Source organism: Bacillus sp. AK25 (genome assembly GCF_048270685.1).
Taxonomy (GTDB): domain Bacteria; phylum Bacillota; class Bacilli; order Bacillales; family Bacillaceae; genus Bacillus; species Bacillus altitudinis.
Genome location: NZ_JBLUWC010000001.1, coordinates 764,420 through 789,357 on the forward strand (window position 1 = coordinate 764,420; position 24,938 = coordinate 789,357).

Annotated in this window: 28 protein-coding genes and 1 pseudogene; 18 read left to right on the forward strand and 11 right to left on the reverse strand. The window is 40.6% G+C overall.

Annotated elements, in window-relative coordinates; genetic code table 11:
• Positions 1–181 precede the first annotated feature (181 nt).
• Entirely contained in the window at positions 182–700 is a 519-nt protein-coding gene (locus ACNO7B_RS03805; RefSeq protein ID WP_007496591.1) for a type 1 glutamine amidotransferase domain-containing protein, read from the forward strand.
• 101 nt (positions 701–801) lie between these two features.
• On the opposite strand, the gene ACNO7B_RS03810 is transcribed toward ACNO7B_RS03805, so the two are convergent.
• Both ACNO7B_RS03810 and ACNO7B_RS03815 read right to left on the reverse strand, forming a co-directional pair.
• Positions 802–1,017, reverse strand: coding sequence for a DUF1128 domain-containing protein (locus ACNO7B_RS03810; protein WP_008341757.1), 216 nt, complete (start codon positions 1,015–1,017; stop codon positions 802–804).
• Between the two features lie 75 nt (positions 1,018–1,092).
• Positions 1,093–2,448: an alanine/glycine:cation symporter family protein gene (locus tag ACNO7B_RS03815; RefSeq protein ID WP_417901211.1), complete on the reverse strand. Its 1,356-nt coding sequence runs from the start codon at positions 2,446–2,448 to the stop codon at positions 1,093–1,095.
• Positions 2,449–2,622: 174 nt separating this feature from the next.
• Here ACNO7B_RS03815 and ACNO7B_RS03820 point away from each other — a divergent pair, with 174 nt between their 5' ends.
• From ACNO7B_RS03820 to ACNO7B_RS03830, 3 genes are read left to right on the forward strand one after another with little or no spacing between them, the layout of a single operon-like run.
• On the forward strand, positions 2,623–3,093 hold the full coding sequence (locus ACNO7B_RS03820) for a low molecular weight protein-tyrosine-phosphatase (protein WP_242731756.1): 471 nt from the start codon (positions 2,623–2,625) through the stop codon (positions 3,091–3,093).
• Between the two features lie 20 nt (positions 3,094–3,113).
• Entirely contained in the window at positions 3,114–3,446 is a 333-nt protein-coding gene (locus ACNO7B_RS03825; protein WP_017366825.1) for a hypothetical protein, read from the forward strand.
• 18 nt (positions 3,447–3,464) lie between these two features.
• Positions 3,465–4,283, forward strand: a complete 819-nt coding sequence (locus ACNO7B_RS03830; RefSeq protein ID WP_008341753.1) for a YihY/virulence factor BrkB family protein — start codon at positions 3,465–3,467, stop codon at positions 4,281–4,283.
• 211 nt (positions 4,284–4,494) lie between these two features.
• Here ACNO7B_RS03830 and ACNO7B_RS03835 read toward each other — a convergent pair whose 3' ends face one another.
• Positions 4,495–5,676, reverse strand: coding sequence for an MFS transporter (locus tag ACNO7B_RS03835; RefSeq protein WP_046342950.1), 1,182 nt, complete (start codon positions 5,674–5,676; stop codon positions 4,495–4,497).
• Positions 5,677–5,696: 20 nt separating this feature from the next.
• Between ACNO7B_RS03835 and ACNO7B_RS03840 the strand changes: the two genes are divergently transcribed.
• The 3 genes from ACNO7B_RS03840 (at position 5,697) to ACNO7B_RS03850 (ending at position 8,111) form a co-directional block, all read left to right on the forward strand.
• Complete coding sequence (locus ACNO7B_RS03840) at positions 5,697–6,128, forward strand: OsmC family protein (RefSeq protein ID WP_417901212.1); 432 nt, start codon at positions 5,697–5,699, stop codon at positions 6,126–6,128.
• Between the two features lie 65 nt (positions 6,129–6,193).
• Positions 6,194–7,261, forward strand: a complete 1,068-nt coding sequence (gene cax / locus ACNO7B_RS03845; protein WP_035703687.1) for a calcium/proton exchanger — start codon at positions 6,194–6,196, stop codon at positions 7,259–7,261.
• Between the two features lie 67 nt (positions 7,262–7,328).
• Positions 7,329–8,111, forward strand: a complete 783-nt coding sequence (locus ACNO7B_RS03850; protein ID WP_017366830.1) for a YfkD famly protein — start codon at positions 7,329–7,331, stop codon at positions 8,109–8,111.
• Between the two features lie 376 nt (positions 8,112–8,487).
• Here ACNO7B_RS03850 and ACNO7B_RS03855 read toward each other — a convergent pair whose 3' ends face one another.
• The 4 genes from ACNO7B_RS03855 to yfkAB all read right to left on the reverse strand — a co-directional run bounded on the left by ACNO7B_RS03855 (position 8,488) and on the right by yfkAB (position 11,807).
• A complete protein-coding gene (locus ACNO7B_RS03855; RefSeq protein ID WP_007496614.1) occupies positions 8,488–9,207 on the reverse strand; it encodes a YebC/PmpR family DNA-binding transcriptional regulator in 720 nt (239 codons plus the stop codon).
• A 132-nt stretch (positions 9,208–9,339) separates the two neighbouring features.
• The gene (locus ACNO7B_RS03860) at positions 9,340–9,741 is read right to left on the reverse strand and encodes a nuclear transport factor 2 family protein (RefSeq protein ID WP_017358797.1); all 402 of its coding nucleotides are present in this window, start codon (positions 9,739–9,741) and stop codon (positions 9,340–9,342) included.
• A 100-nt stretch (positions 9,742–9,841) separates the two neighbouring features.
• Positions 9,842–10,678 carry a mechanosensitive ion channel family protein gene (locus ACNO7B_RS03865; RefSeq protein WP_017358798.1) on the reverse strand — a complete coding sequence of 279 codons (837 nt, stop codon included), beginning with the start codon at positions 10,676–10,678 and terminating at the stop codon, positions 9,842–9,844.
• Positions 10,679–10,685: 7 nt separating this feature from the next.
• Positions 10,686–11,807 carry a radical SAM/CxCxxxxC motif protein YfkAB gene (gene yfkAB / locus ACNO7B_RS03870; RefSeq protein WP_017358799.1) on the reverse strand — a complete coding sequence of 374 codons (1,122 nt, stop codon included), beginning with the start codon at positions 11,805–11,807 and terminating at the stop codon, positions 10,686–10,688.
• Between the two features lie 147 nt (positions 11,808–11,954).
• On the opposite strand from yfkAB, the gene ACNO7B_RS03875 reads away from it, so the two are divergent.
• Both ACNO7B_RS03875 and pdaA read left to right on the forward strand, forming a co-directional pair.
• On the forward strand, positions 11,955–12,146 hold the full coding sequence (locus ACNO7B_RS03875; protein WP_003218031.1) for an SE1561 family protein: 192 nt from the start codon (positions 11,955–11,957) through the stop codon (positions 12,144–12,146).
• Between the two features lie 102 nt (positions 12,147–12,248).
• Positions 12,249–13,040: a delta-lactam-biosynthetic de-N-acetylase gene (gene pdaA / locus ACNO7B_RS03880; protein WP_417901213.1), complete on the forward strand. Its 792-nt coding sequence runs from the start codon at positions 12,249–12,251 to the stop codon at positions 13,038–13,040.
• A gap of 32 nt (positions 13,041–13,072) precedes the next feature.
• On the opposite strand, the pseudogene ACNO7B_RS03885 reads toward pdaA, so the two are convergent.
• The 3 genes and pseudogenes from ACNO7B_RS03885 to ACNO7B_RS03895 form a co-directional block, all read right to left on the reverse strand.
• Positions 13,073–13,373: pseudogene (locus tag ACNO7B_RS03885) on the reverse strand (DUF2716 domain-containing protein).
• 34 nt (positions 13,374–13,407) lie between these two features.
• Entirely contained in the window at positions 13,408–14,367 is a 960-nt protein-coding gene (corA, locus tag ACNO7B_RS03890) for a magnesium/cobalt transporter CorA (protein ID WP_007496624.1), read from the reverse strand.
• A 131-nt stretch (positions 14,368–14,498) separates the two neighbouring features.
• A complete protein-coding gene (locus ACNO7B_RS03895; protein ID WP_007496625.1) occupies positions 14,499–15,005 on the reverse strand; it encodes a hypothetical protein in 507 nt (168 codons plus the stop codon).
• Between the two features lie 433 nt (positions 15,006–15,438).
• Here ACNO7B_RS03895 and ACNO7B_RS03900 point away from each other — a divergent pair, with 433 nt between their 5' ends.
• Both ACNO7B_RS03900 and rlmD read left to right on the forward strand, forming a co-directional pair.
• Positions 15,439–16,308 carry a DNA-3-methyladenine glycosylase family protein gene (locus ACNO7B_RS03900; RefSeq protein ID WP_417901214.1) on the forward strand — a complete coding sequence of 290 codons (870 nt, stop codon included), beginning with the start codon at positions 15,439–15,441 and terminating at the stop codon, positions 16,306–16,308.
• Between the two features lie 102 nt (positions 16,309–16,410).
• Positions 16,411–17,796 (forward strand): 23S rRNA (uracil(1939)-C(5))-methyltransferase RlmD, encoded by a 1,386-nt coding sequence (rlmD, locus tag ACNO7B_RS03905; protein WP_373422529.1) that lies wholly within the window; start codon positions 16,411–16,413, stop codon positions 17,794–17,796.
• 275 nt (positions 17,797–18,071) lie between these two features.
• Here rlmD and ACNO7B_RS03910 read toward each other — a convergent pair whose 3' ends face one another.
• Positions 18,072–18,434 carry a DUF1433 domain-containing protein gene (locus ACNO7B_RS03910; protein WP_417901215.1) on the reverse strand — a complete coding sequence of 121 codons (363 nt, stop codon included), beginning with the start codon at positions 18,432–18,434 and terminating at the stop codon, positions 18,072–18,074.
• Positions 18,435–18,484: 50 nt separating this feature from the next.
• On the opposite strand from ACNO7B_RS03910, the gene ACNO7B_RS03915 reads away from it, so the two are divergent.
• The 7 genes from ACNO7B_RS03915 to ACNO7B_RS03945 all read left to right on the forward strand — a co-directional run bounded on the left by ACNO7B_RS03915 (position 18,485) and on the right by ACNO7B_RS03945 (position 24,693).
• Complete coding sequence (locus ACNO7B_RS03915; protein ID WP_417901216.1) at positions 18,485–19,900, forward strand: lipase; 1,416 nt, start codon at positions 18,485–18,487, stop codon at positions 19,898–19,900.
• A 12-nt stretch (positions 19,901–19,912) separates the two neighbouring features.
• Positions 19,913–20,218, forward strand: coding sequence for a hypothetical protein (locus tag ACNO7B_RS03920; RefSeq protein WP_191219222.1), 306 nt, complete (start codon positions 19,913–19,915; stop codon positions 20,216–20,218).
• 322 nt (positions 20,219–20,540) lie between these two features.
• Positions 20,541–20,951, forward strand: coding sequence for a DUF6508 domain-containing protein (locus tag ACNO7B_RS03925; protein ID WP_348649983.1), 411 nt, complete (start codon positions 20,541–20,543; stop codon positions 20,949–20,951).
• Between the two features lie 26 nt (positions 20,952–20,977).
• Positions 20,978–21,496 carry a hypothetical protein gene (locus ACNO7B_RS03930; RefSeq protein WP_060832173.1) on the forward strand — a complete coding sequence of 173 codons (519 nt, stop codon included), beginning with the start codon at positions 20,978–20,980 and terminating at the stop codon, positions 21,494–21,496.
• Between the two features lie 134 nt (positions 21,497–21,630).
• Positions 21,631–22,458: a MerR family transcriptional regulator gene (locus ACNO7B_RS03935; RefSeq protein WP_304717408.1), complete on the forward strand. Its 828-nt coding sequence runs from the start codon at positions 21,631–21,633 to the stop codon at positions 22,456–22,458.
• Between the two features lie 26 nt (positions 22,459–22,484).
• On the forward strand, positions 22,485–23,672 hold the full coding sequence (locus tag ACNO7B_RS03940) for an MFS transporter (RefSeq protein WP_178929598.1): 1,188 nt from the start codon (positions 22,485–22,487) through the stop codon (positions 23,670–23,672).
• A 190-nt stretch (positions 23,673–23,862) separates the two neighbouring features.
• The gene (locus ACNO7B_RS03945; protein WP_417901217.1) at positions 23,863–24,693 is read left to right on the forward strand and encodes a DNA alkylation repair protein; all 831 of its coding nucleotides are present in this window, start codon (positions 23,863–23,865) and stop codon (positions 24,691–24,693) included.
• The last annotated feature ends 245 nt before the right edge of the window (positions 24,694–24,938 follow it).

The following is a 24,938-nucleotide window of genomic DNA, read 5'->3' on the forward strand; positions in this document are numbered from 1 at the left end:
TTTTTGCAGATTATTGTAAAGATAACATAAATCATACGAATTACCTTGTTAAGGGAATGTGAATGAGTCTAAATGCTTATTTTTCTGAAAGGGGGTTTTCTCATAGGGATAGGATGTTTGATTTCAATTGGCGGGGGTATAGTGTGTAGTGTAAACGATAATCAAGCAGGAGGGTTTCTACATGGGTAAGAAAATTGCAGTTGTCTTAACAGATTACTTTGAGGATGTTGAATTCACCGAGCCTGCAAAAGCCTTTAAAGACGCAGGCCATGAGATCACAGTAATTGAAAACGAAAAAGGAAAAACAGTGAAAGGAAAGCAAGGAGAGGCAGAAGTAAGAGTCGATGCGTCTATCGATAACGTGAAACCAGAAGACTTCGATGCACTTCTGATTCCTGGCGGCTTCTCACCAGACATTCTGCGTGCGGATGATCGCTACGTGCAATTCACAAAAGCCTTTATGGACGAGAAAAAACCAGTATTTGCGATCTGTCATGGACCGCAATTGCTTATTACAGCGAAGACGCTGGAAGGAAGAGGCGCGACCGGCTATACATCCATTCAAGTAGATATGGAAAACGCAGGCGCCAAATTCAAAGATGAAGAAGTCGTCGTTTGTCAGGATCAGCTTGTCACAAGCCGTACACCTGATGACATTCCAGCATTTAACCGTGAATCATTAAAACTGCTCGCCAAATAAGTAGTTTTGACAGGATAAACAAAGCCAGCACCTTGCGAGGTGCTGGCTTTTTCTGTGCATGGATGTAAGAAAGCAGCGTAAACCGCAATTCAGGTGCACGATTATTTTCTTAAGCTTTTCAGCTCGCTTGCAATGGCTTGCATTTCACTTGGGCTGAATGAAGATTTTTTCATCACCATTTGGTGAAGAAATTCAATATCTTCATACTTATCTGGACTGAAGTCTTCGGCTTTGATGACTCCAATATTCAGCATATTGAGCTTTTGCGAAATGTCTTCAATCAGCTGATTGACTTCAGCCGCTTTTTGCTGTGACAAGGGCGGCACGTCCTTTCCTGCATGTGTCGAATAATATGTCTATTTTAACAGAAAAGCAAAAGAATAAAAGGGCTATTATGATGACACTGAAATGTTTTTTTCCTTTTTCTCTTCTTTGATCTTATCAATGATTCGTTTGGATTCAAACACCACAACACCTGATAAACCGATGAGTCCAATTAAGTTTGGAATGGCCATCAGTCCATTGAGCATATCTGCTACGCCCCAGACGAAGTCATTCTTAAACACGGCACCGAAAAAGACAGCTATCACAAACACGATGCGGTAATACATGACGTACGAATCCTTCGCCAAATATGTAAAGCATTTCTCTCCATAATAGGACCAGCCAATGATGGTTGAATAGGCAAACAGGAGCAGCCCGATTGCTACGATGGTTGAACCAGCTGGACCGAGGAAGTGAGCAAAGGATAACGAAGTCAGCGCATCACTTTTTTCTGTTAAATACATATCTGCCATGACAATCGTAATGCCAGTGATAGAACAAACAATGATGGTGTCAATAAACACTTGCGTCATAGAGACGAGAGCTTGACGGGCAGGCATATCTGTTTTCGCAGCTGCAGCAGCAATTGGTGCTGATCCAAGACCAGCTTCATTGGAAAAGACGCCTCGCGCGACACCCCAACGAATAACGGTTCCAATCGCACCACCTGCCACGGCTTGACCTGTAAAGGCATCTGAGAAAATAAGACTGACTGCGCCAGGAACAAGATCAGCATTCATGACAAGAATGATGAGCCCACAAATGACGTAAAATAAAGCCATGACTGGTACAAAAATAGATGTCACTCGGCCGATACTTTTAATTCCGCCTAAAATCACGAGTGCCGTAAAGACGGTAATGATGATACCTGTTACCCATGTTGGAATTTGAAAAGTAGAATTCATGACGCCTGAGATGGAATTAGACTGTACCAGGTTGCCGATCCCAAAGGCAGCACTGGCACCGAAAACAGCAAATAGCACCCCTAGCCATTTCTGTTTTAAGCCATGCTCTAAATAATACATAGGTCCGCCAGACATTTCGCCTTTTTCGTTTTTGACCCTGTATTTCACAGCAAGAACAGCTTCTGCAAACTTGGTGGCCATCCCGAAAAATGCAGCAAACCACATCCAAAATACTGCACCAGGACCACCTGCAATGACAGCTGAGGCAACACCGACGATATTCCCTGTACCGACAGTTGCAGCAAGAGCCGTCATTAATGCTTGGAAATGGGAGATATCTCCCTCTGAAGTTTTGTCTTGTTTTGAAAAAGCGAGCTTTAAAGAATAAGGAAGTAATCTAATTTGAATGAAGAGAACGCGAAAGGTGAGGTAGATTCCAGTACCAACAATTAAAATTAACAGGGGAGGCCCCCACAAAAAATTGTTCATCGTCGTGACAAATTGCTCAATGATTCCCATCTAATGTCCCCCTTTGTTTGTGTAATTCTCCTAAAGTTTCTCCTGTTTTTGTGTAATTTGTCAATGCCGATGGGAGTTTTTCTTGCAAAGTTTCCAAAAGAAAAAGGGCTTGATATGATAGAGAAAAGGTTTTCCAAAGGGATTCTTAGGGAAAAGATAGGAGGAGAATGAAGGATGATTCATGTATTATTTGTATGCCTCGGCAATATTTGCAGGTCACCGATGGCAGAGGCGATGTTTAGAAAACGAGTCGAAGACGAAGGGCTGAGTGAACACTTTGTGATTGATTCAGCAGGCATTGGCGGCTGGCATCAAGGCAGTCCTCCGCATGAAGGAACACGAAAGCTGCTTGATGAAAAGGGTATCAGCTATGAAGGAATGACTGCAAGACAAATCATGGATAAGGATATCACCACATACGACTATATCATTGCGATGGATGCTGAAAATGTTGGCGCCCTCCGCAGTTTAGCCGGCTATGGAAAACATCACTTTATTGGCCGTCTTCTTGACTTTGTAGAAGACGACGATCGAGACGATGTGCCAGATCCTTATTACACTGGGAACTTTGAGGAAGTACATGATTTAATTAAAACAGGAATTGATCGTTTTTTGACGTATGTAAAAAAAGAGAAACACCTTTAACTGAAAGGAGATCAGATGAGATGGAAGAGAACAAACAAATCGTGCTTCGGGGAGCTGTTATAGGCGCAGCCTGCGGCATATTGCTGACATTATTTCATCGTCCAACAAGAACTGTACTGAAAGAAAAATGGAATGACTGCCAGCAAAAGCTGGATGAATACCGCCTGGAGCCTGGCAGGATGTCTGCTTGCGTGAAGGAAAAAATGGAAGAAACGAAGCAATTGATGAGAACGGTCTCAGATGATTTGTCTTTTCTGAATGAACAGGTGAATCAGTTAAAGGAAACAACACCAAAGGTATTAGAGATTATTGAAGAAACAAAGGATCACTTTCAAAAGAAACAGAAAGATTGATCATTGGAGATGAGGCGTATGGGTTTTGTTAAAGCGTTAATTGGACGCTTTTTGCTGCATGAAGGACCGGCAAAATCAGCTGAGCTTGCGTATTTCTTTTTGCTTTCATTATTTCCGTTTCTCATCTTCGTGCTGACGCTTGTTGGTTATTTGCCGCTGACATCAAAGGATGTTCTAAGTGTCATTTCTGGTTATGCGCCAGAGGGAGCGCTTTCCATGATTGAATCCATTGCCGAAGAGACGCTGAATAACCGTAACGGCGGATTGTTGTCATTCGGGATTATTGCGGCACTCTGGTCTGCATCCAACGGCATTAATGCGGTGGTCAGAGCATTTAACCACGCTTACGAAGTTGAGGAAAATCGTTCCTTCATTCTCGTACGTTTAACATCAATCATCTTAACCATTGCGATGGTGCTTACGATTATTTTTGCCTTGATGCTGCCTGTCTTTGGAAAAGAACTTGGTTTATTCGTTGCCAAATTAGTAGGGCAGTCAGATGCGTTTCTCACCATTTGGACCGCCATGAGATGGATTATTAGTCCACTGATTTTACTGATTGTTTTTACATCCCTATATTATTTTGCCCCCAACATCAGGCTGAAATTGAAATTTGTGCTGCCAGGCGCCATATTTGCATCTGTTGGCTGGATTCTTGTCAGCATGCTGTTCTCATTTTATGTAGGTGAATTTGCTAACTATAGTGCGATGTACGGAAGCATTGGGGGAATCATTATATTAATGATCTGGTTTTATTTAACCGGCATTATGATCATCCTCGGCGGCGAGCTCAATGCGCTTTTACATAAGCGTAAAATCGTACCAGGCAAGGTGTGAAGAAATCCGGGCATCCTAAAGAAGAACGAACATGTTCAATCTTGACGGATGGGGGAATACCGAATGTCTAAACAATCGAAAAAAGGCGGAAGCAACACAAAACAAAACAAAGGCCATCAGCCAAAGCACAAAACAAGTGGAAGTGCGAATGGGCAAAATGGGTATCACTAGATGAAAAAACTCCTCTGCATAGGTAGGTGCAGGGGAGTTTTTAATGAGAAATGGATTCGTTTGGAGTGTCAACCACTGCCAGCGTCTTCCCAAATCGAACACAACAAAACACAAATAAAATCACAATGCTGACAAGGTAAAGTAAATTCATGCCCTCGAACGTCTGCACAAAGAATCCGCCAAGAACCGGCCCGAGAATACTTCCTGCACTAAACGCCATCCCGCACATCAAATTCCCAGCAGGCAGCAGATGCTTTGGCAATAAGTCCGTCATATAACTGATGCCAAGTGAGAAGGTCGAACCTACAGCCATACCTGCGATAAAGAAACAGATCGCAACAGCCAAAACGGACTGAATGAAAATCCCTGCTAAAAGGAAAAAGAATGAACCGACGAGTGTCACAACTAAAATCATGCGTCGTCTGCCGAAACGGTCACTCAGCATCCCGAGAGGAAGCTGAAAAACAATACTCCCAATCGCAAACGCAGGTAAAATAAACGCAACAGCATCTATCGTCACCCCGCTTCTCAGCGCATACACAGGGAAGTTACTATTGAGTGTCGTTTCTAAAAAGCCGTAGCAAAACGGCATCATAAACGCTACCCAGCCAAATTGAAACGCCTTCTTGAAGCGCTTCAAACTATTTGTCTGCTCTGACGTCTGCATTTCACCTGTATCAGGATATGTATTTTTTAAAACAAACACAAGCAGCCAAATACACAAACTAACTGCACCAGACACAATAAACGGCAAGGATGGATTGATTTCAATGAGTGGTGTTAAAAAAGGGCCAGCGGCAAAACCGAGTCCAAAGGATAACCCATACAATGAAATATTTCGCCCGCGATTTCTAGATGATGAGGCATAGGTTACCCACGTCTGTGTGGAGAAATGAAGCATATGATCACCGATGCCAATCATCAGCCGCAAGAAGAACCAGACGACATAAGATTCAATAAAGACAAAGCTAAACAAACTTAAAAAGACAGCAGCGCCCCCAATGACGATCAATGGTTTAAATCCGAAGCGGCGAAGCGGCGCTTCCATAAAAGGAGACGCAAGCAGCACGCCGATATATAAACCGGTGGCATGCAGTCCGTTTAACGTCGGAGAAGTGCCGGCATGTTCGAAAATAATCGAAATAACTGGCAGTAACGCTCCCTGTGAAAAACCAGATACGGATACAAGTAAAATTAAAATCATAAAATGAATTCTCGACATAAGAAGCTCCTTACAAGTTCATGCTTTCATCGTACAATGGAACCATAGGGGTTTCAATAGAAAGGTGGAAAAGGAATAAGCTGATATACGAAAATGATCGGTGGATCGCAAATGCTGATCAAAGGCAGCTGCCTATTTCAGGAAATGAAGAAGCGGGATACAGGCCGTATCAATTGTTCACCTCGGCTATTGCGGGCTGTTTTGGAGAAATGGTCATTCATGTATGCCGAAAAAAACGAATATCCTATCAAGGGCTGACCATTACACCTGAAACGACAAGAGAAGGAACTGTAAACAAAATCACTCATATTCATTTACATATGATCTTTGAAAGCATCAGCACCTCTGATGAACAGCTGGAAAAAGTAATGAAACTTGCGTTGAAACATTGCTCCATGGTGCAATCCGTGAAAGGAACGATTGATATCACCCTTTCACACGAACGAATCTAAATGTATATGATGCCGGCACTCACGAAAGAATAACAGTCAGATATGATGTAAAGGAGATTGGCTGTATGAATCGTTTGTTTCTTGTGATTGTCGCAATTGGTGTTCCATTATCTGTAATTGGTAGTTTTCTTCATTTCCCGCAGGCTGTCATGTTTGCCGTCTATTGTATCGCCATCATCGGTCTTGCAAGTTTTATGGGAAGAGCGACAGAGAGTCTTGCCATTATAGCGGGACCAAGAATTGGTGGGTTATTAAACGCTACTTTTGGAAATGCAGTAGAATTAATCATTTCATTTTTTGCATTAAAACAAGGACTCACCGCCATTGTCCTTGCTTCACTCACTGGCTCAGTGATCGGCAATTTACTGCTTGTGGCTGGACTGTCTTTTTTCGTTGGCGGATTGAAATTTAAACGACAAGAGTTCAATGTCCACGATGCAAGGCATAACTCTGGGCTGCTTATGTTTGCGATTATTGTGGCTTTTGTCATTCCAGAAGTCTTTTCCATGGGGATGGCAGAAGATCGTCAATTTGTTTTAAGTATCGGCATTAGCATTGTGATGATTTTGCTTTATGTCGCAGCACTCTATTTCAAACTTGTCAGCCACAGAGGTGTTTATGTTGCCAAGCAAGAAATTGCGAAAGGGGGAGCCGCGACGGAAGAAGAGACACCAGAATGGTCTGGGAAGTTTGCCACGGCGATTTTACTCCTTGCGACAATTGCTGTGGCGTATATTTCAGAGCGGCTCGTCCATACATTTGACACGGTCGGAGAACAGTTTGGCTGGAGCGAACTGTTTATCGGGGTCATTATTGTTGCGATTGTCGGTAATGCAGCAGAACACGCATCTGCAGTCATTATGGCGTATAAAAACAAAATGGATGTCGCAGTGGAAATTGCTTTCGGTTCTACGCTTCAAGTCGCCATGATGGTCGCACCGATCCTTGTGATCAGCTCTCTGTTTTTTGAAAAGCAAATGCCACTGATCTTCTCATTACCAGAGCTCATTGCCATGGCATCCTCTGTTTTACTAACGGTCATCCTCTCAAATGATGGGGATACGAACTGGTTTGAAGGTGCTACATTGCTCGCTGCCTATTTCATTATGGCGATTGGATTTTTCCTTTTATAATCTTTTGTGGATAAGGGACGTCTTTCGGGAAAATACTATGGAAAAATGAATGAGAAAGAGTGATGATATGAAAAAGATGCCCCGCATCATGTTTGTTGTTCTCTTATCCTTAAGTTTTCTATACAGCTTTCCAGCCGAGGCAGCAAAGCCGTTTAAGGTGCCATCGTCTGTCGCCAGTATCTCAAAGGAAAATACGTATCCAAATGCGTCACAGGATCAACCGCTGCTCCAGCCGAGCGAGCTGACGGCCGAATTATTTAAAACAACAAGTGTACCAATTGAAAATACACATTTGATTAAAATGCTGAATGAATCCAGTATCTCAGGTACACCGCTAGCAGTTGGCTACAGGGCAACGATTTTTCTTGGAAGATGGGCACTTAGCTATGATTCAAACGAAACCGTCGCCAATTGGGAATACAAAAAAGTGAACACGAATCACATTGATAATAGAGGCGGAAACAAAACAGCCATCGGCAAATATGTGCAAAAGCAACAAGTAAAAGTAAGTGGAGGGCTCACAGCAAAAGTACCAAACCCAGAAGATGTGAAAACATTGATGATGCAAAAAGCCATCCAAAAAACAAAACTTCCGCTCGCCTTCGACACAGTGATTGGTGCAGGAACAAAGCGAGATCAGTCCTACCACGTATCTCCGAAAAAAGCAGCAACCCTGCATGCATACGCTCCAGCCATTAACGAAAAAGGAAAGGTCACATACGGAGAAGTGTATCTTGTGCTCAAAGGAAATAAACGCAAACTCGTCGTGAAAAACGTGACCTCACAAGGAATCGGCGCTTGGATTCCTGTTCAGGATCACCTGACGTTTGGGTTTCAAGGGATGAATTAAAAACAGTCATCTCCTCTATTGATAAGAGGAGATGACTGTTTTTTGATTAAGATGTCCTATCTTTTTTCTTTTTCATTTCATGAATGTAAAAATCAAAGGCGTTATATAAATACCATATAATGAAAAAAAAGAAAATGATTTTAGTGAATATCGTCAAATTGTTGAAAATAAAGCATAGGCCAATATAAGGGAGGATCATAAAGCCAGAATACGAAAACCACCATGTTTTAAAAATGAAACTCAACCCCTTGGTTATTTGTGGGAATGACTCTATCTTCATATTACATGGTCTTGAGTAGAACGTAAACCTTACCTAGACAATAAAAAAGCCAACGCAGAAGTTGAATGAATCCAACAACTACGATGGCTTAGCTGATTATTCCCCTAAATCCACATTATGATAAACCTGCTGCACGTCTTCAAGCTCTTCTAATACATCGATGAGTTTTTCAAATTGTGCTTTCGATTCATCATCTAATGTCACTTCGTTTTGAGGTAGCATTGTGATTTCAGCGACAGTAAATTCTTCTACGCCTGCCTGTTTGAACGCTTCTTGAACTTGATGGAATTGATCTGGTTCAGCGTAGACGATCACCGTATCATCTTCTTCCATAATGTCACGTACATCAATGTCTGCTTCCATTAAAAGTTCAAGCGTTTCTTCTTCACTTTTCCCCTCGACACCGATCACCGCTGTTTGGTCAAACATGTAAGCAACAGATCCACTGACGCCCATGTTTCCACCGTTTTTCCCAAATGCCGCACGAACATCTGACGCTGTACGGTTCACGTTATTGGTGAGGGCATCAACAATCACCATAGATCCGTTTGGCCCAAATCCTTCGTAACGCAGCTCATCGAAGTTCTCTTCTGCGCCGCCTTTTGCTTTTTCAATCGCACGGTCCACAATGTGTTTTGGGACACTATATGTTTTTGCACGTTCTAGGACAAAACGAAGTGCTTGGTTTGATTCTGGATTTGGCTCACCTTGCTTGGCAGCCACATAGATTTCACGCCCGAATTTTGCGTAAATACGACTTGTATTGGCATCCTTTGATGCTTTCTTTTCTTTAATGTTGTTCCATTTACGACCCATCTTATTCACTCTCTTTCACTTAGTAAATACACAGTATGAGGGTCCCCATGCTGCATGAAATCAATCTGCTTTCTATTATACATGAATCAGTCAAGAGGATAGAAGTAAGACGGCTGAAAAGAAAAGAATTCCTTAGCTGATATGTCCAAGTTGTTCAAGCGTCTTATTTTTCTCATGCGGTCTAGTCAGCTCATCACACCGAATGATTCTACCATCTAATAAAGTAAATAACGCCATCACATCTATTAGACCATGGTCTCCTGTGGACAGCTCAACATGTACAGTGTAACGAAAACACCCTTGCTGAGTCTCTTCATCAAACAACATATCATGAAAGGCGGGGATGTCGAGCTGTTTGGTCATGACTTTTAATGTGGAGAGATGCTTTTTAAATTCATCAAGGGAAGAGACCTTTCCATCAGTGACTTGCTGATAATCTGAAGAAAAATAAGTCTCCACCTTTTCTATATCTAATTGGATTAACACCTCTTGATACATTTGCTTAATAAAAAAAATCGCTTCAGTTTTTCTCAATGTAAACATCCTTTCTTTTAGTTAACCGGTGAACTATATAATATTATAATTAACTGGTTAACTAAAAACAATCAAAAAAATAACCTCATCACAAATGAGGTTATTTTGTAGGCTGTGGATAGACGAGATCCTCAAGCAATTTCACATCATGCTGATGAAGTTGTGTGATCATTTCTTTTCGCACAGCGAGGGCGGCTTCGAAGTATTTTTCATCCTCGACCATTCCTTTTACGGTGATCTCAATTCCGCGATTCAATTTATTGAGCCCCATAATGCCATGAACCTGAAAAGGTTCAATGGCGTTTTGGAATTCATCTTTTTTCAGTAAATCATGATGCATTTGATTTAACTGATCACATGCTGTTTCTAGCGCCTTGAAAGCAATGTCGGGATTTTGGTTTGCGCTGATCAAGACTGACTCTGTGATACGCATGTAGTGCATATTGTAGTTTTGGATTTGACGAATGTCTCCGTTTGAAATGGTTAACAGCTTGCCGCTCCATTCTCTAATTTGCAAAGACCGGAGACCAATTTCTTCAATGGTTCCGTTAAAAAGATTATTGACCGTCACATAATCACCTTTATGAATTTGCCTTTCATAAATGAGGAAGATGCCGGCTAAAATATCACGAATCAAGGTCTGAGCGCCAAAACCAATGACAATTCCAGCAACACCAGCCCCCGCAAGAATCTTCCCAAAGTCATGAAAGAATAGAGAAATCACATATAAGACAAAACATATGGAAGCTGTATACTTTGAAACCGATTTGACCAAGCTCTCAATCGTTTTTTTCTTCTTGTCTTCAATGAATTCAGTGCGTTTAAAGAAAATCTGAAGCGCTTTGTTGATCATAAAGACGGCAAGCCAAAGAATGAGGCCAACAAGGAGAATTTCAATGTATTTGTTCTTGACTACTGTCAGAAATGTTTCGTCCATCTATCGGTTACCCCCTGGCTGTACGAGAAGTAAAATCAACATCTTGATAATAACTGTTTTTCACAAGAACATTCGGACCAAGGCATTGCACACTCGGGCAATGACAATTCAGTTCTTTTGCCAATTTTGTGTTCATCCAGCGTGTATAAGCTGATTGCAACGTATCAGTTTCAATATTTCCTAATGGTGGTGTATCGCCAAAGTCTGTCACAATAATATTCCCATCAAAAATATTCACATTCAACCGTGAACGGCCATCAGGGTCATTTCGTACTGTCACATTTTTCGCTTGACGCAATCGAGTCAAGAGGCGCTGGTCTTCTTCATCTGTGCTGCATGAATAAAATGGCAATGTGCCAAACAGCATCCATGTGTTCTCATCACGAACATCGAGCAACTGATGAATCGCATCCCGCATTTGCGGAAGTGACAATGATTCAAGGGCGCTGGCAAAATCACTTGGATACATCGGATGAACTTCGTGACGCTGGCATTTCATCTCGTCCACGATTTGACGATGGATGTGTTCAATATAAGGAAGCGTACGCTTATTCAGCATCGTTTCAGCAGATACGGTTACACCCGCTTTCACAAGTGCTTGACTATTCTCAATCATGCGGTTAAACAATTTCTCGCGCTGCTCAAAGGTTGGCTTTCGGTCCATCATTGCAAAACCAACCGTAGCAAACTCTTCGACTGTTCCCCAGTTATGTGAAATGTGTAGGACATCCAAGTATGGAATAATCTCTTCATATCGAGCCAAATCAAGTGTTAAATTCGAATTAATTTGGGTACGGACGCCGCGTTCATGGGCATACTTTAATAAAGGAACGACATATTCCCGTACAGATTTCAGAGACAGCATCGGCTCTCCGCCTGTGATGCTAAGGGAACGCAAGAGCGGTACTTCATCTAAACGGCGAAGCAGTAAATCGAGTGGCAGTGCATTCGGATCTTTTGGCTGCAAAGTATAGCCAACCGCACAGTGCTCACATCTCATGTTACACAACGTCGTTGTCGTCAATTCAATATTTGTCAGCTTCATTTCTCCGTAATCCTGCACATCGAGATAGGCTTCCCAAGGGTCGAATGCAGGTGTAATCGGACGAAGTGCTGTTTTTTGGTTCATGGTATCTATCTCCTTTTCATTCGGGCAAACATAGACCCGCCAACAGTTAATTTTAAGCCCCATCACCGTTATACGCAAGAGGGGACACAATTGATTTACAAAGGAAAAAAAGATAAGCTATAAACAAATGCTAAAGGGAGTGTATCTATGGGCAAGGCAGCAGACAGCAAAGAACAGCAGGTTGATTATTTAAAGAACCGATTAGATATGTTTATGAATGTGATTGATTCATTAGATCCTGAATCCACAGACGTTGAGGATATAGACAGACTCATCCAGATGATTGACGACCTAGAAGCGAAATATGAACGGTTTAAAACCGATTGGAAGGAAGAATAGCTCGCGCTGATGCGGGCTTTTTTCTTTAAATTGGCAGGTCAAAAAGTGTATGAGTACCCGGTATATTCTGCACAATAGAAGAAAAACCGGGAAGTGACGTAAATGAAAAAATGCATACTGATCTGTCTATGTGTGCTTTTTGTATCGATGCCTTTTTCAAACTTAGAAGCCGTGTCTAATCAGCCGATTCATTGGGGATTTGCTAAAAGCAAAGAGCACAAGCCAGCAGATGCTGGCAAGGAACTGACGACACTCTTAAAGAAATATGATGCTTTCTATTTAGGAAATACGAAAAAGAAAGAGATTTATTTTACATTCGACAATGGCTATGAAAATGGGTACACACCCAAAATCTTGGACGTGCTGAAAAAGCATCAAGTACCCGGCACCTTTTTTGTGACTGGGCACTTCGTAAAGGACCAGCCTAAGCTCGTCAAACGTATGGCAGAGGAAGGTCATATTATTGGCAACCATTCCTATCACCATCCAGATTTAACAATAAAGAGTACGAAAGAAATCAAAGAAGAGCTAGATCGTGTCAATGAAGCGGTATACAAAATCACAGGAAAACAAGATAACCTCTACCTTCGTCCACCGCGCGGGGTGTTCAGTGAAAGGGTACTAAAGGAAACGAAACAGCTTGGCTACCAAACCGTTTTCTGGTCAGTAGCGTTTGTAGATTGGCATATCCACCATCAAAAAGGAAAACAGTATGCGTACAATCAAATGATGAAACAGGCGCATCCGGGTGCCATTTACTTACTTCATACCGTCTCAAGGGACAATGCCGAGGCACTTGATGATGCCATCACTGCTTTAAAAAAACAAGGATATACCTTTAAAAGCTTAGACGATCTCATGCTTGAAAAAGTATGGCATCTCCCTCAGCTATAGAAAAAGCTTGCAGACACTGCAAGCTTTTTGACTTATCCTTCTCTTATTTTACGCTGGAACAAAAGGGGACGATGACGAGTAAAGGAGTCAATCAAGCCCTCACCGAAAATCGTGATGCTTTGCTCCCAAGGATGTCCTAGTAAACCCCAGGTCATCTCTTTTGATAAAAAGAAATAGTCATCTCCATTCTCCAGAGATATCATATGTGATGTAAGGAGATGGTGCTTGAAAACCGGGAAAGCGAGAGATGCTTGGGTTAAATTTAAACTTTTGATCAAATGTTTTCCATGCGTACTTTAGTTCTTTGTCTGTCAGTGGAATCCAGTTTTCCATAGTATCTCCCTTTCAAGCACTTCTCTCAAAAAAACTATTTGAAAATCCTAAACCATCCTTTATGTTTAAACCACAAAAGCATCCCTGAGACAAGCAAACCCATGAAAATCAGTACGCCAAAATAGCCATATTTCCAGTGTAATTCAGGCATGTTATCAAAGTTCATCCCATACACCCCAACAATAAAGGTCAGTGGAATAAAAATCGTCGAGACAATGGTCAGTGTCATCATGATGGCATTCATTCGATTGGAATTTAGTGTTTGATAGCTGTCTCGTAAATCGGCTGTCATATCACGGTTTGACTCAACGATTTCTGTTAGTTTCAATAGATGATCATAAATATCATTAAAATATGCTTGCCGGTTTGCATCGCTTTTCATCATATTCGTGTTCACAATTCGATATAAGAGGTCCCTCATCGGAATAATGGTTCTGCGCAGTTTGAGCAAATCGGATCGAATACCGAATACTTCGTTCATCAAAGTACCATACGTTTTATGCCCTTCTTCATCCTCGATTTCATTGAGCCTGTCCTCAATTTGATAAATAATAGGAAAATAATCATCGACGAGCTGGTCAATCAGCATATAAGCCATATGCTCTGGCCCGCTCTCTCGTGCTTTATCAGACCCTTTGAGCTTTCGAATGACTCGATCAATGTAGGGGGCTTCCTTCAAATGAAAAGTAACGATATAGTTTTCTCCAACAAACAGGTCGACTTCTTCAGATCGAAGTGTTTTTTGATTGAGGGCATGAAGGACGAAAAATAAATACCCTTCATAAAAATCAAGCTTTGGCCGCTGTAAATAATGGAAGCAATCTTCAATCGCAAGCGGATGGAACTGAAAAAATTCCTTTAACAGTGCTGCTTCCTTTTCCGTTGGCGCATAAAAATCAATCCAATACCAGGCAATATCGGGGCTTGAAAGCTGCTGCAATGTTGCATGTTCAATCAAGTCGCCGTTTTTTGTCACTGCAAGTTTTTTCAGCATGTGCACCCCTCCAGACTTGCATTATATCATGAAGCAGCAGCGGTGAACTTATACGTTTTCACCATAAAAAAGCCGATCTCATCGCTGAGATCGGTCCAATGTGCGTGTATGATTGATGGATAAAGCGAGAATTAAGGACGACGGAAGTTGACGAAACCACCGTTACGGTCGAACCAACCTCTAAATGCCCAGTTGATGTAACCGCCATCACCTTTGTTTGTGAAAGATCCATTTTCAAATACCCAAACTCCGTACGTAATGCTTCCGTATTTAACAGTAGCAAACGTTTTAACACCGTTGAAACGAGTCTCATAGCCTTGGCTTAAGTTAAAGACCATGACATTGTATTTTGCGCCAGCAGCATAGAAAGCAGACTCCATTAATCCTTTGACAAAGCCTTCACGGTTCGTGTTAGCATTTGCAGCATTAATTAATGCATTGGCAATTCCAAGTACGTCAAAGTTAATGTTAACATTTGTCGCATTTGTCGTTGCTTTACCTTCAGCAGCTTTGTTTAACACAGTTTGCTGAATAGTTGTTGAAACTGGAGCAGTTTTTTGCTCAGCAGCGTCAGCGAATACTGGTAGTGTCGAAGAAACAGCAGTGGCAAGGGCAACAGAAAGAATTGTTTTTTTCATTGGTCGGATCTCCTTTGTTTTTAAATTTTGGGTCTTCTTTTAGTAAAACGTGAAACTAGGTGAAGCCGGTTATCAATGAGGTAAATATGTTCCTGCAAGATGAAACAAATGATTGCCTAATCCGCTAATTCCTTTGTTCACCTCCTTGATATGTCATAATTATACAAATATTTTCGAAATAGAAGATATCACCCATAGGTTCTATTTCTAATTTAAGGAAAATGATCCTAAAATGTTGAAGATTGCTGTCGAATTTTAGCTGAATTCGACTAAAAATTTTCATCTATCCAAAAGGAGAATGACCATAAATAAGGAAGATATAACTGATAAATTCTTGTACTCTTTATATTTAAAAGTATTCAATATAGAGAATCATTCATGCAAAGTGAAACAATCACATCTGCGTGTGTTGACAGAAAGGAAGAGGAAAAACATGTGGGAAAAACACCTATTGGTTGAACCGCCCTATCACTTCGATCAAGTGCTGAGACGTTTGTCGAGCGATCCATTAAAGGCGGTCGATCTGGATAAAAGAGAAATCAAAGTACCGATGAGGCTGAATCATAAACCGTACGTTGCAGTCGTTCAAGCGACAGGAACAAAAGAAGCGCCTTCGTTCCGGGTACAGGCTAACGGGCCGGAGGAAGCGATCCTTTCTGAGGTGAAGCGGATATTTGGCATGGAGCATCAATTACATGCCGTGCATGACCATTTTGCTCAAACAAATCTTGCGCCCATTTTTGAACGTCATATCGGAACGCCGCTTATGCTGGATTTCCATCTATATCATTGCTTGATGAAATGCATCATTCATCAACAGCTCAATCTTGCATTTGCTTATGAGCTGACAAAACGGTTTGTTCAAACGTATGGTGAACAAATCGACGGCGTCTGGTTTGACCCTTTACCGGAAACCATTGCATCACTTGAAACCGATGATTTGAGAAAACTGCAGTTCAGTCAGCGAAAAGCGGAATATGTCATTGATGTCTCAAAGCGAATAGTGAGCGGCTCTCTGGATTTAGAAGAATTACACGACTTAACGGATATTGAAATTGAAGAACGTCTGCTTCCGATTAGAGGAATTGGACCTTGGACGGTTCAAGATGTCCTCATGAATGGACTTGGAAGACCAAATCTCTTTCCAATGGCAGATATCGGGATTCAAAATGCGATCAAACGTCACTTTGACCTGCCAGAAAAGCCAACAAAAGAAGAGATGGCAGTTTTAAGCAAGGAGTGGGCACCGTATTTAAGCTACGCCTCCCTTTATTTATGGAGAAGTATAGAGACAGATAAATAATTGAAAGGCATTTTCTCTCTTCGTCCAAGTCGTGATATACTATTCAGATGGAATAAAATGAGGACAACCGATAAAGGTTTAAATAGAACGGAGAGAATAAACGTGAAAGAAAAACAGCAAGGAGCCCTTCTGCAAAAGGGGCAGCAGTTCCCGCTTACCATTAAACGCCTTGGCATTAATGGGGAAGGGGTCGGTTATTTTAAAAAGCAAGTGGTCTTTGTCCCAGGTGCACTACCAGGTGAGGAAGTAGTAGTTGAAGCAACGAATGTTCAAGCGAAATATGCAGAAGGTACGGTGAGGAAAGTCCGCAAGCGCTCAGAGCATCGAGTGAAACCGCCGTGCCCAGTATACGAAGAGTGCGGGGGCTGTCAGCTTCAGCATTTGGCATACGAGCAGCAGTTAAAGGAAAAACGCGATATTGTCATTCAATCAATGGAGCGTCATACAAAGCTGTCGGTTGAAAAGATCGACATTAGACCAACAATCGGTATGGAAGATCCGTGGCACTACCGGAATAAAAGTCAGTTCCAAGTCGGACGTTCTCACAGCGGAGACATCATTGCAGGACTTTACGGACTGAATTCTCATAAGCTTGTACCGATCAAGGAATGTATCGTGCAGCATCCAAAAACAAACAAAACAACGGGCGTTGTCCGCAAAATTTTAGAGAAATTCGGCGTATCGGTCTACAATGAACGAACAAGAAAAGGCGACGTACGCTCGATTGTTGTGCGTGTCGGCTTTGAAACAGGTGAAGTACAGGTCGTTCTGGTCACATCAAAACCTGAGTTTCCAAAGAAAAAAGAAATTGCCGAAGCCATTCAAAAACGTCTGCCAGAAGTGACGTCTATTATGCACAATATCAATGGCGAAAAAACATCAGTCATCTTTGGGCATAAAACATCGCACCTAGCTGGCAACATGGTCATCCAAGAATTTTTAGGTGACGTTTCCTTTGAACTAAGTGCACGTGCTTTCTTCCAATTGAATCCGAAGCAGACATTAAAGCTTTACGACGAAGCGAAAAAAGCGGCCAAACTGACTGGCAAAGAAAAGGTAGTCGATGCGTATTGCGGTGTTGGAACCATTGGAATGTGGCTCTCAGATGGAGCAAAAGAAGTAAGAGGTATGGATGTCATCAAAGAATCAATTGATGACGCGAAGAAAAATGCCAAAAAACACGGCATGAAAAACGCAACTTATGTGACAGGCACAGCTGAACACTGGCTGCCAAAATGGGTCAAAGAAGGCTTCCGTCCTGACGTTATCGTCGTCGACCCGCCAAGAACAGGCTGCGAACGCACTTTCCTAGACACCGTCAAACAAGTCAAACCAAAACGCTTTGTTTACGTCTCTTGCAACCCATCTACACTAGCAAAAGACCTCGAATACATGTCAAAAGACTACAAGATCGAATACATGCAACCAGTGGATATGTTTCCGCATACGGCGCATGTGGAGTGTGTGGTGTCTTTAGTCCTTAAATAATAGTGGGCAAAGAACCGCGAAAGGCCATTATGATCATTTAACCTTCTAATATGAAGTAATCACCAAATTTTTTTCTGTTAAGTGAGCTTAAATATCATCAGTCATGTTTTATCAATGGAAGTTTTATATGAATATATGCATGGTCTTATCGCAGATGGTATCTATGGTCCAAAACCAAAGAAAAAAGCGCAGCTCGAAGCCTTCTTGAAGTAAACAAATAGTCCCCTTGAAATTTCGAGGGGACGTTTTTGTTTATTCGATGATTTATCCTCTTTTTAATACTCGCATACTTTATCTTCGCACTCAGGCTTTTCTTTAGCATCTACAGTGAAAGATATGACTTCGTCATTGCCTTTATCATAGATTCCCCATATTTCTTTTTTCTTATTTTCATTGAGATAACCATTAATTTCAATACCGCCCATTGGGTTTATCTCATAATCATCAGTATAATCAATTCGTTTAATATCATTATAGTTTGTTTTAATAAAGTCAGTCATTCTTTTTTTAGCCAAGGAATACAATTCTTCTTTTTTAGCTTCTTGGGCAGCTGTTTTTTTGTCGTGTTGTTCCTTCATAAATATCCCTCCAAGTGTTATAATAACCAAAGTCATAAGGATAATTATGTATTTTTTCATAAAACCATCCTTTCTATCTTAGATTTTACATGAGAGAAGGGGCATTGTACATGAATACAAAGACGGACATACCTAACTTAACAGATAAAGATTATTTTTCTCTGAGCCAAAATACATATAGTGAAAAGAAAATGAGAAAAGCCTATGAGAATAAGACACCACTTGTAAATGATTCAAAAAAAGCTTTTTACGTAGACAAAATCAAAAAAGACCCAGACACAGGGCTAGATGTTTACGTATTTGTCCAAGCCAAGAAAAAAGAAGGTAAATGGGTTAAACCAAAAGAGCCTGAGAATGTTGTCGTAGGTTTTCAAGGAACAAATCAGGAACAAATCAAAGCTGATGTAATAAGTGCAGATGGCGGCAACGTGGTAATGGGTCAAGATCCGAAAAAGAAAGTCAAATACATTATGAAAAAAGAGGCACCTGAAAACTCTAAAGCGATTACCAAGTATAACGGTAGTATGGAACAAGCCATGTTGTTGAAAAGTGGAGAATACAAAATTGTCACTAAGACATCTCAATTTGATCAAGGTGATAAGCTCGTCGCCAATGAAGTGAAAAAGTATGCTGGCACTAATACAGTGATTTCAACAACGGGTCACTCCCTTGGAGGGGCAGATGCAGAATACGCTGGTGTAAACAATCATGTTTACAGTGTAGCCTTTAACAACCCTTCCATTGTTAAGCTGCATGATGAGGAAACACAGAAGAAAATCAGAAACGGCGAATTTGATTTATATCATAAAGCCATCATTAATCCCGATGATATGGTGGGGGCAGGTTGGTTGTTAGAATATGACAGGCACAACGGAACGACAATTTATACGAAAGATCCTAGTCAATCACGAAGAGAGCGTATAGATCGGTTTGTGTCACCGCTTGGTGTTCCTGGGGTTTTAGGAAATTTGATTACTTCCTTCTATGGCCAAGCATTCGCAAAAGATCCGGATACTCATAGTTTAAATGAGTCGAACTTTACTTTTGATAAGAATGGTCATATTAAAAGTGTGGATGGAAGCAAAGGTGTTTATAACCAGAATATCGAATCGTTCTCATCTTATTCAGGTATGAATGGACAAACCATCAAAGTGGATGCCAAATATGCAAAAGAATTAGCTCATCGATTACAGGCAGCTATCGAAGACTTAAAAACAAAAAAACAAGCAATTGAACAATTCCCTCATGATCACAGCAAAATGATATATGACGTGAAATCTATTTGCGGAAAGAGGTTGGGAGAATTCAAGGATTTAGATCCAAGTGACGTTGAAAAAGCTATATTGTTTTACGCCCCTTTTGTGAAAGATGGAGCAGCATTTTATGACTCAGAAGAACAGTATCAAACTGAGGCTTCTCTACATTATTTGATTAGAGATTTAGAGGATATGAGTGAGTTTATTGTGAAAATGGCGGAGGATTTAAAAGATAAGGATAATGAATTAGCAAGATGGTTACGGTTGTAAGGGGGATTTCAATTGCCATATGGAGTTAATATGGATGCAGATGAGTTTTACAGACGATTACAACAGAATGAGGAATTAAAAAAAATTGTAGGTTCAAGTTTAAAAACGCATTGTCAGAATCTAAAACAAGACACAAAACATGCGTCAGACTTTTCTTCAGCACAACAGGTTGTAGCTGAAGTGTATGTTGCTTTACTCTCTTCATTTGAAGGAAAAGCTAAGGATGCATTGGTACAAAGACTCAATGAAAATGCGAAGATGCTGACAAATGCAACAGAGAACAGAAGTGCCTTTCTAAGAAGTATAAAGACAAAATAGTGAACATAACCTCTTCGCAACGATGTGACAGAGGTGTTTTTTTATTTGAGAATCGTCTTATAAATTCCTTGACGCTTTATTCACAGCTGGTATCAGCTTATTATTTAATATGACACATAAACGTTGACAAGCAAGATGATTAATACCGTGTATGTGAAGACAGTTTTATCGATGGTACGAGTGTAAAAAGTGAAATGAATAAAAATGGTTCGTGACTTGAATACTGGCTTCTAGTTTGTACGATGATCACGGACTTTTTTATTAACTTATTCAGAGAGATCGATCAAAGAATTTTTAATTCATGGAAAGGTGGAGGATGAAATTGAGTCAATTTAAAATCTTAACAAACTATATCCCTATGCTTCAAGGCGATGATATTGGTGAATGGGTCATAGATCAAGAAAATGACGGAACAGCCGAACATCCGATTCAGATGCCCTATGTGAATTATTCCGAAACGGTCCGTCGTTTTATCGAGGATGTCTATACATTTGCAGAACAGCATCAAGAACTGGAGATTACCCGCTATAGGGAGATCCTCAAAGAAAATGGAATTGAATGGGGAATGAATGACATGGAGGATGTGGACGTTTCCAATTTAAATTCGCAGTGTGTGCTGGCTCTCATCATGGGGGTTCTGAGAGCTGAACGATTTTGCGAGGGTGTCATACTCGATTTTTTTACAAACGGAACTATTGTCAAGTGGCTTGAAAGATTGGAACGTTTGGAGTAAGAGAGACTAGATTTCGGGGTGATCAATTGAAAAACAAAACAGATGTATCCCACATGTTTCCTCCTATGAAAATAGAAGAAATTGATCATATTTTATTATATGATCTTGATGCAATAAAAATGGAAAAAGAAGATGAACGTATAAAATTCATTTTACAAGATCCCTATTGTCCTGATAAACATCATATTCACAGTGTGTATGTCATCTATAAAAGGTCTATACTCAATTTACTTGAAGGTAGGATTCGTTCTATTCATAGTCATGAATTCATGACTGCTAAGAAAAAGGATCAAACGATTTCTATAGAAGATATAGAATATGTATTAGAGATCGCTACAGTTTTGGTTCTTGCAAGTGGAAATAATGGAATATTGACGAATTATTTTTATAGTGGAGTCGGACAAAGGTTAGATTGTATTTTTAATCTATGCTTAGGTTATTCAACAGATTTACAAAAGAAAGAGCATAAAGTAAGTTTGCAACGATTTATGGATGATATAAAGATTGTTGAAGAGATGGGATTGTTAGAAAAAATAGTAGGATAATGAGCAAAACCTAGATTTTAGAGAAATCTAGGTTTTTTCGTGCTTTTGAAAAATTTAATCAACTTCATGTTGACCTTCCCCTTAACTGAAAGGTTTATACTGTGATCAGATCAACAAATCGGAGGAGATGCAGGATGTTCAAGATCGGCGATTTTTCTATGTTAAGTAAAGTGCCTGTCAAAACCTTAAGATATTATGACCAAATTGATTTATTAAAACCTAAACAGATCGATCAAGATTCGGGATACCGTTATTACTCAGCTGAACAGCTGCTTGAGGTCAATCGAATTTTTCTCTATAAGGAATTAGGCTTTACGTTAAAGCAAATGGGGCAGCTTCTTCGTGAAGATATTTCGGTAGAGCAAATTCAGGGCATGTTTCTCTTGAAAGAGAGTGAGATTCAGCAATTGATCGAAAAAGAACAACAGAAATTAGCCCGTATTAAGGAGCGGATGCACCTCATCAAACGAGAGGGGTGTGTTGAAAAAGAACAGGAGGTCATCATCAAATCTGTTGAAAGCAAACGCATCATGTCTTTTCAATCCAACGGAACTGTTGAAGAAATCCCTTCATTCTTTCAAATGTTTCATCATTTATTACATAAACATCAACAAGAATCGATCTCGGGACCACAAGTAGTGCTATGGAGAGAATCACTGGATAAAGAAAGTGAGTTTGAATTTGAGGTGGGGTATTCCGTCAAATCGTTAAGGTGCTCTCTTCCTCAGGGAATGACAATTCGCACGTTACCTGCAGAAGACACCATGGCAACACTCTTATTTCATTCCCATTCTCCATCCGCACAAACTGCTTGTGTTGATCTGGCGACATGGATCGAACATAACGGATATCGCGTGAAAGATGATCAGCCGGGCCGAGAAATCTATTACCCATTGTCAGAAAATGAAGAAGGCAGACTCATTGAAATTCAAATTCCTATTAAGAATGAAATCAAATCGTAAACATGGCCCAAAGGAGAAACGTCACGATGCAAAATAAAACCGTTGTCTATTTACTTGCTTTAGCAGCTTTTTTAATCGGAACGATCGAATACATCATTACGGGCATTATTCAAATGGTCGCACATGATTTACATGTCACAACGTCTACTGCTGGCTTATTGGTCACATCTTTAGCACTTTCGGCCGCAATCGGTGCACCGATTGTCATCGCACTAACCATCAATATGGACCGCAGAAAAATATTAACATGGACGCTGATCATTTTTATTTTAAGTAACTTCATCACAAGTATCAGCCATTCGTTTGAAATGGTCATGATCACAAGAATTTTACAAGGAATCAGTGGGGGAACGGCGATTGTAGTGGCGATGGCGGTTGCAACTCGTCTTGTAGAACGAGAAAAAAGAGGAACAGCGATTGGCATCATTTTAATGGGATTAAGCAGCTCCTTGGTTTTAGGCGTTCCAATCGGGACATTTCTAAGCAGTATGATCGGATGGAAAGCATTATTCGCAGCCATTGGAGTGATCACGCTTATTCCGCTGATTGTGGTGTATAGGCGGATCCCTTCTATGAAAGAACAAGAACCGGTGACGCTTCGTATGCAATTATCGATTTTAAAAGACAAGCGAATATTGCTTGCAGTGGCAGTCACGTTATTCTATGTAGGGGGATATTCCACGTTATTTACCTATTTAACGCCCTTCCTCCAAAAATCAGCCAACCTAAGCATCACAGAAATCAGTGGCATTTTATTACTAGCGGGAATATGCAGCTTTTTAGGATCAAGCCTTGGAGGGATGGCAGCAGATAAAAAAGGACCCATCTTCACGATTTTTTCTGGCATCATCTTGCAAATCATGATGCTCATGCTACTAGCATTTGTCACAGGGAATCTCGTGGTCATGGTGGCTGTTATCATGATATGGATGATCGCAACATGGAGTACATCACCAGCTCAGCAGCTATATCTTGTAACCCTTGTTCCAAAATCTCCTGATATTGCATTAAGTGTCAATACATCATTTATTCAATTCGGATTTGCTTTAGGCTCGGGGTTAGGGGGGATTGTATTGAGCAGGACATCTATATTGCACCTGAGCTGGATCAGTGCTGGAACGGTTCTTCTCGCTTTACTCATGACCATCTTGATGGTGGCGTTTGACAGAATCTCTCAGCAGAAGAGTTTGAAGGTGATCGAGCAAGGAAGGTAACTTAAATTCAATTTTGTATGGAAGGGACTACTTATTTTGGGTAGTTCCTTTTTGGTTTGAAGAATGCACCAGTAAAGTTGTTTATTTGATACAATAGGGGGCAATATCCAAAAATTGAAGGCATTCATATATTTCTTTTAAAAACGATGAATATCAAACAAAAGAACCACTAGACGAGGAGAGAAAATAAATGCAAATAAGCGAAGAGATCATCAATCGAAAAGGCGCTCGAAAGGGGACTGATATCCCTCATGACGTCTTGTTCCTTTTGAATCAGGGAAAAATAGAGAGTGTGAATTTAACTGAATGGCTGGCTGTCAATCATCTGACGTTATTACGTCATGTTTTGCCATCCGTTGGTTTTGACCATCATTTAGACGATGTATCATCTGATGTCACTCAACAAAAGGCTGAGTCTGGAATGAAAGCAATTCGTCTCATCGGTCAATTGTTAGATGAAGTGTTACAGAAAGAGAATGGGGAAAAACAAACGGAAGTGCTACAGGCGTTTACTCACCATGTATCTGATAGCGTCCGCTGTTGGGCTGCTTATATGAACAAACACCGTTTATCAACTTTGGAAGAGAAATTGGCGTACATTCAACCATTTGCAGCTGATCCTCATTTTGGAGTTCGAGAAATTGCGTGGATGTCAGTGAGAGAAAGCCTAACGGATCAGCTCGATCAAAGTATAGAACATTTAACAGCATGGGCTAAAAGTAATGATGAAAATATTCGCCGATTCTCAGTAGAAGCTATTCGCCCAAGAGGTGTTTGGACAAAGCATATTGAGTCATTAAAACAAGAGCCAATGAGGGCACAGCCTATTCTAGACTTGCTCAAATCTGATCCATCAACATATGTTCAAGATTCTGTAGGAAACTGGCTCAATGACGCTAGTAAAACACAACCAAATTGGGTCATAAACCTGTGTGAACAGTGGTTAAAAGATTCTGATACAAAAGCAACTAGCAGAATTGTCAAGAAAGCCAAAAGAACGATTGTGAAGGGGAGTTTGTGAATAAGTACATCAACTGAATTTCCTTTTTTGGAAGGTATTCCTCTCAATCATTAGAAAGAGAGTCTCAAAGTTAGTTTAGTAAACTGACTGCCCCATTTCGTGGGGTTTTTCATTTTTTAAAACATCTAGTCTCCTCGATTCTGCATTCTTTATATAGATCTTATCCTCTCATCGTCGTACTTTTGAATGAAATTGACTCAATAGAATTGACGTAAGAACCATGAATAGGCGAAGATGATATAAAA

Coding starts and splice junctions, on each gene's coding strand:
- ACNO7B_RS03805 (WP_007496591.1), top strand. CDS start 182: ATGGGTAAGAAAATTGCAGTTGTCTTAACAGATTACTTTGAGGATGTT.
- ACNO7B_RS03815 (WP_417901211.1), bottom strand. CDS start 2,448: ATGGGAATCATTGAGCAATTTGTCACGACGATGAACAATTTTTTGTGG.
- ACNO7B_RS03820 (WP_242731756.1), top strand. CDS start 2,623: ATGATTCATGTATTATTTGTATGCCTCGGCAATATTTGCAGGTCACCG.
- ACNO7B_RS03825 (WP_017366825.1), top strand. CDS start 3,114: ATGGAAGAGAACAAACAAATCGTGCTTCGGGGAGCTGTTATAGGCGCA.
- ACNO7B_RS03830 (WP_008341753.1), top strand. CDS start 3,465: ATGGGTTTTGTTAAAGCGTTAATTGGACGCTTTTTGCTGCATGAAGGA.
- ACNO7B_RS03835 (WP_046342950.1), bottom strand. CDS start 5,676: ATGTCGAGAATTCATTTTATGATTTTAATTTTACTTGTATCCGTATCT.
- ACNO7B_RS03840 (WP_417901212.1), top strand. CDS start 5,697: ATGCTTTCATCGTACAATGGAACCATAGGGGTTTCAATAGAAAGGTGG.
- cax (WP_035703687.1), top strand. CDS start 6,194: ATGAATCGTTTGTTTCTTGTGATTGTCGCAATTGGTGTTCCATTATCT.
- ACNO7B_RS03850 (WP_017366830.1), top strand. CDS start 7,329: ATGAAAAAGATGCCCCGCATCATGTTTGTTGTTCTCTTATCCTTAAGT.
- ACNO7B_RS03855 (WP_007496614.1), bottom strand. CDS start 9,207: ATGGGTCGTAAATGGAACAACATTAAAGAAAAGAAAGCATCAAAGGAT.
- ACNO7B_RS03865 (WP_017358798.1), bottom strand. CDS start 10,678: ATGGACGAAACATTTCTGACAGTAGTCAAGAACAAATACATTGAAATT.
- yfkAB (WP_017358799.1), bottom strand. CDS start 11,807: ATGAACCAAAAAACAGCACTTCGTCCGATTACACCTGCATTCGACCCT.
- ACNO7B_RS03875 (WP_003218031.1), top strand. CDS start 11,955: ATGGGCAAGGCAGCAGACAGCAAAGAACAGCAGGTTGATTATTTAAAG.
- pdaA (WP_417901213.1), top strand. CDS start 12,249: ATGAAAAAATGCATACTGATCTGTCTATGTGTGCTTTTTGTATCGATG.
- corA (WP_007496624.1), bottom strand. CDS start 14,367: ATGCTGAAAAAACTTGCAGTGACAAAAAACGGCGACTTGATTGAACAT.
- ACNO7B_RS03895 (WP_007496625.1), bottom strand. CDS start 15,005: ATGAAAAAAACAATTCTTTCTGTTGCCCTTGCCACTGCTGTTTCTTCG.
- ACNO7B_RS03900 (WP_417901214.1), top strand. CDS start 15,439: ATGTGGGAAAAACACCTATTGGTTGAACCGCCCTATCACTTCGATCAA.
- ACNO7B_RS03910 (WP_417901215.1), bottom strand. CDS start 18,434: ATGAAAAAATACATAATTATCCTTATGACTTTGGTTATTATAACACTT.
- ACNO7B_RS03915 (WP_417901216.1), top strand. CDS start 18,485: ATGAATACAAAGACGGACATACCTAACTTAACAGATAAAGATTATTTT.
- ACNO7B_RS03935 (WP_304717408.1), top strand. CDS start 21,631: ATGTTCAAGATCGGCGATTTTTCTATGTTAAGTAAAGTGCCTGTCAAA.
- ACNO7B_RS03940 (WP_178929598.1), top strand. CDS start 22,485: ATGCAAAATAAAACCGTTGTCTATTTACTTGCTTTAGCAGCTTTTTTA.
- ACNO7B_RS03945 (WP_417901217.1), top strand. CDS start 23,863: ATGCAAATAAGCGAAGAGATCATCAATCGAAAAGGCGCTCGAAAGGGG.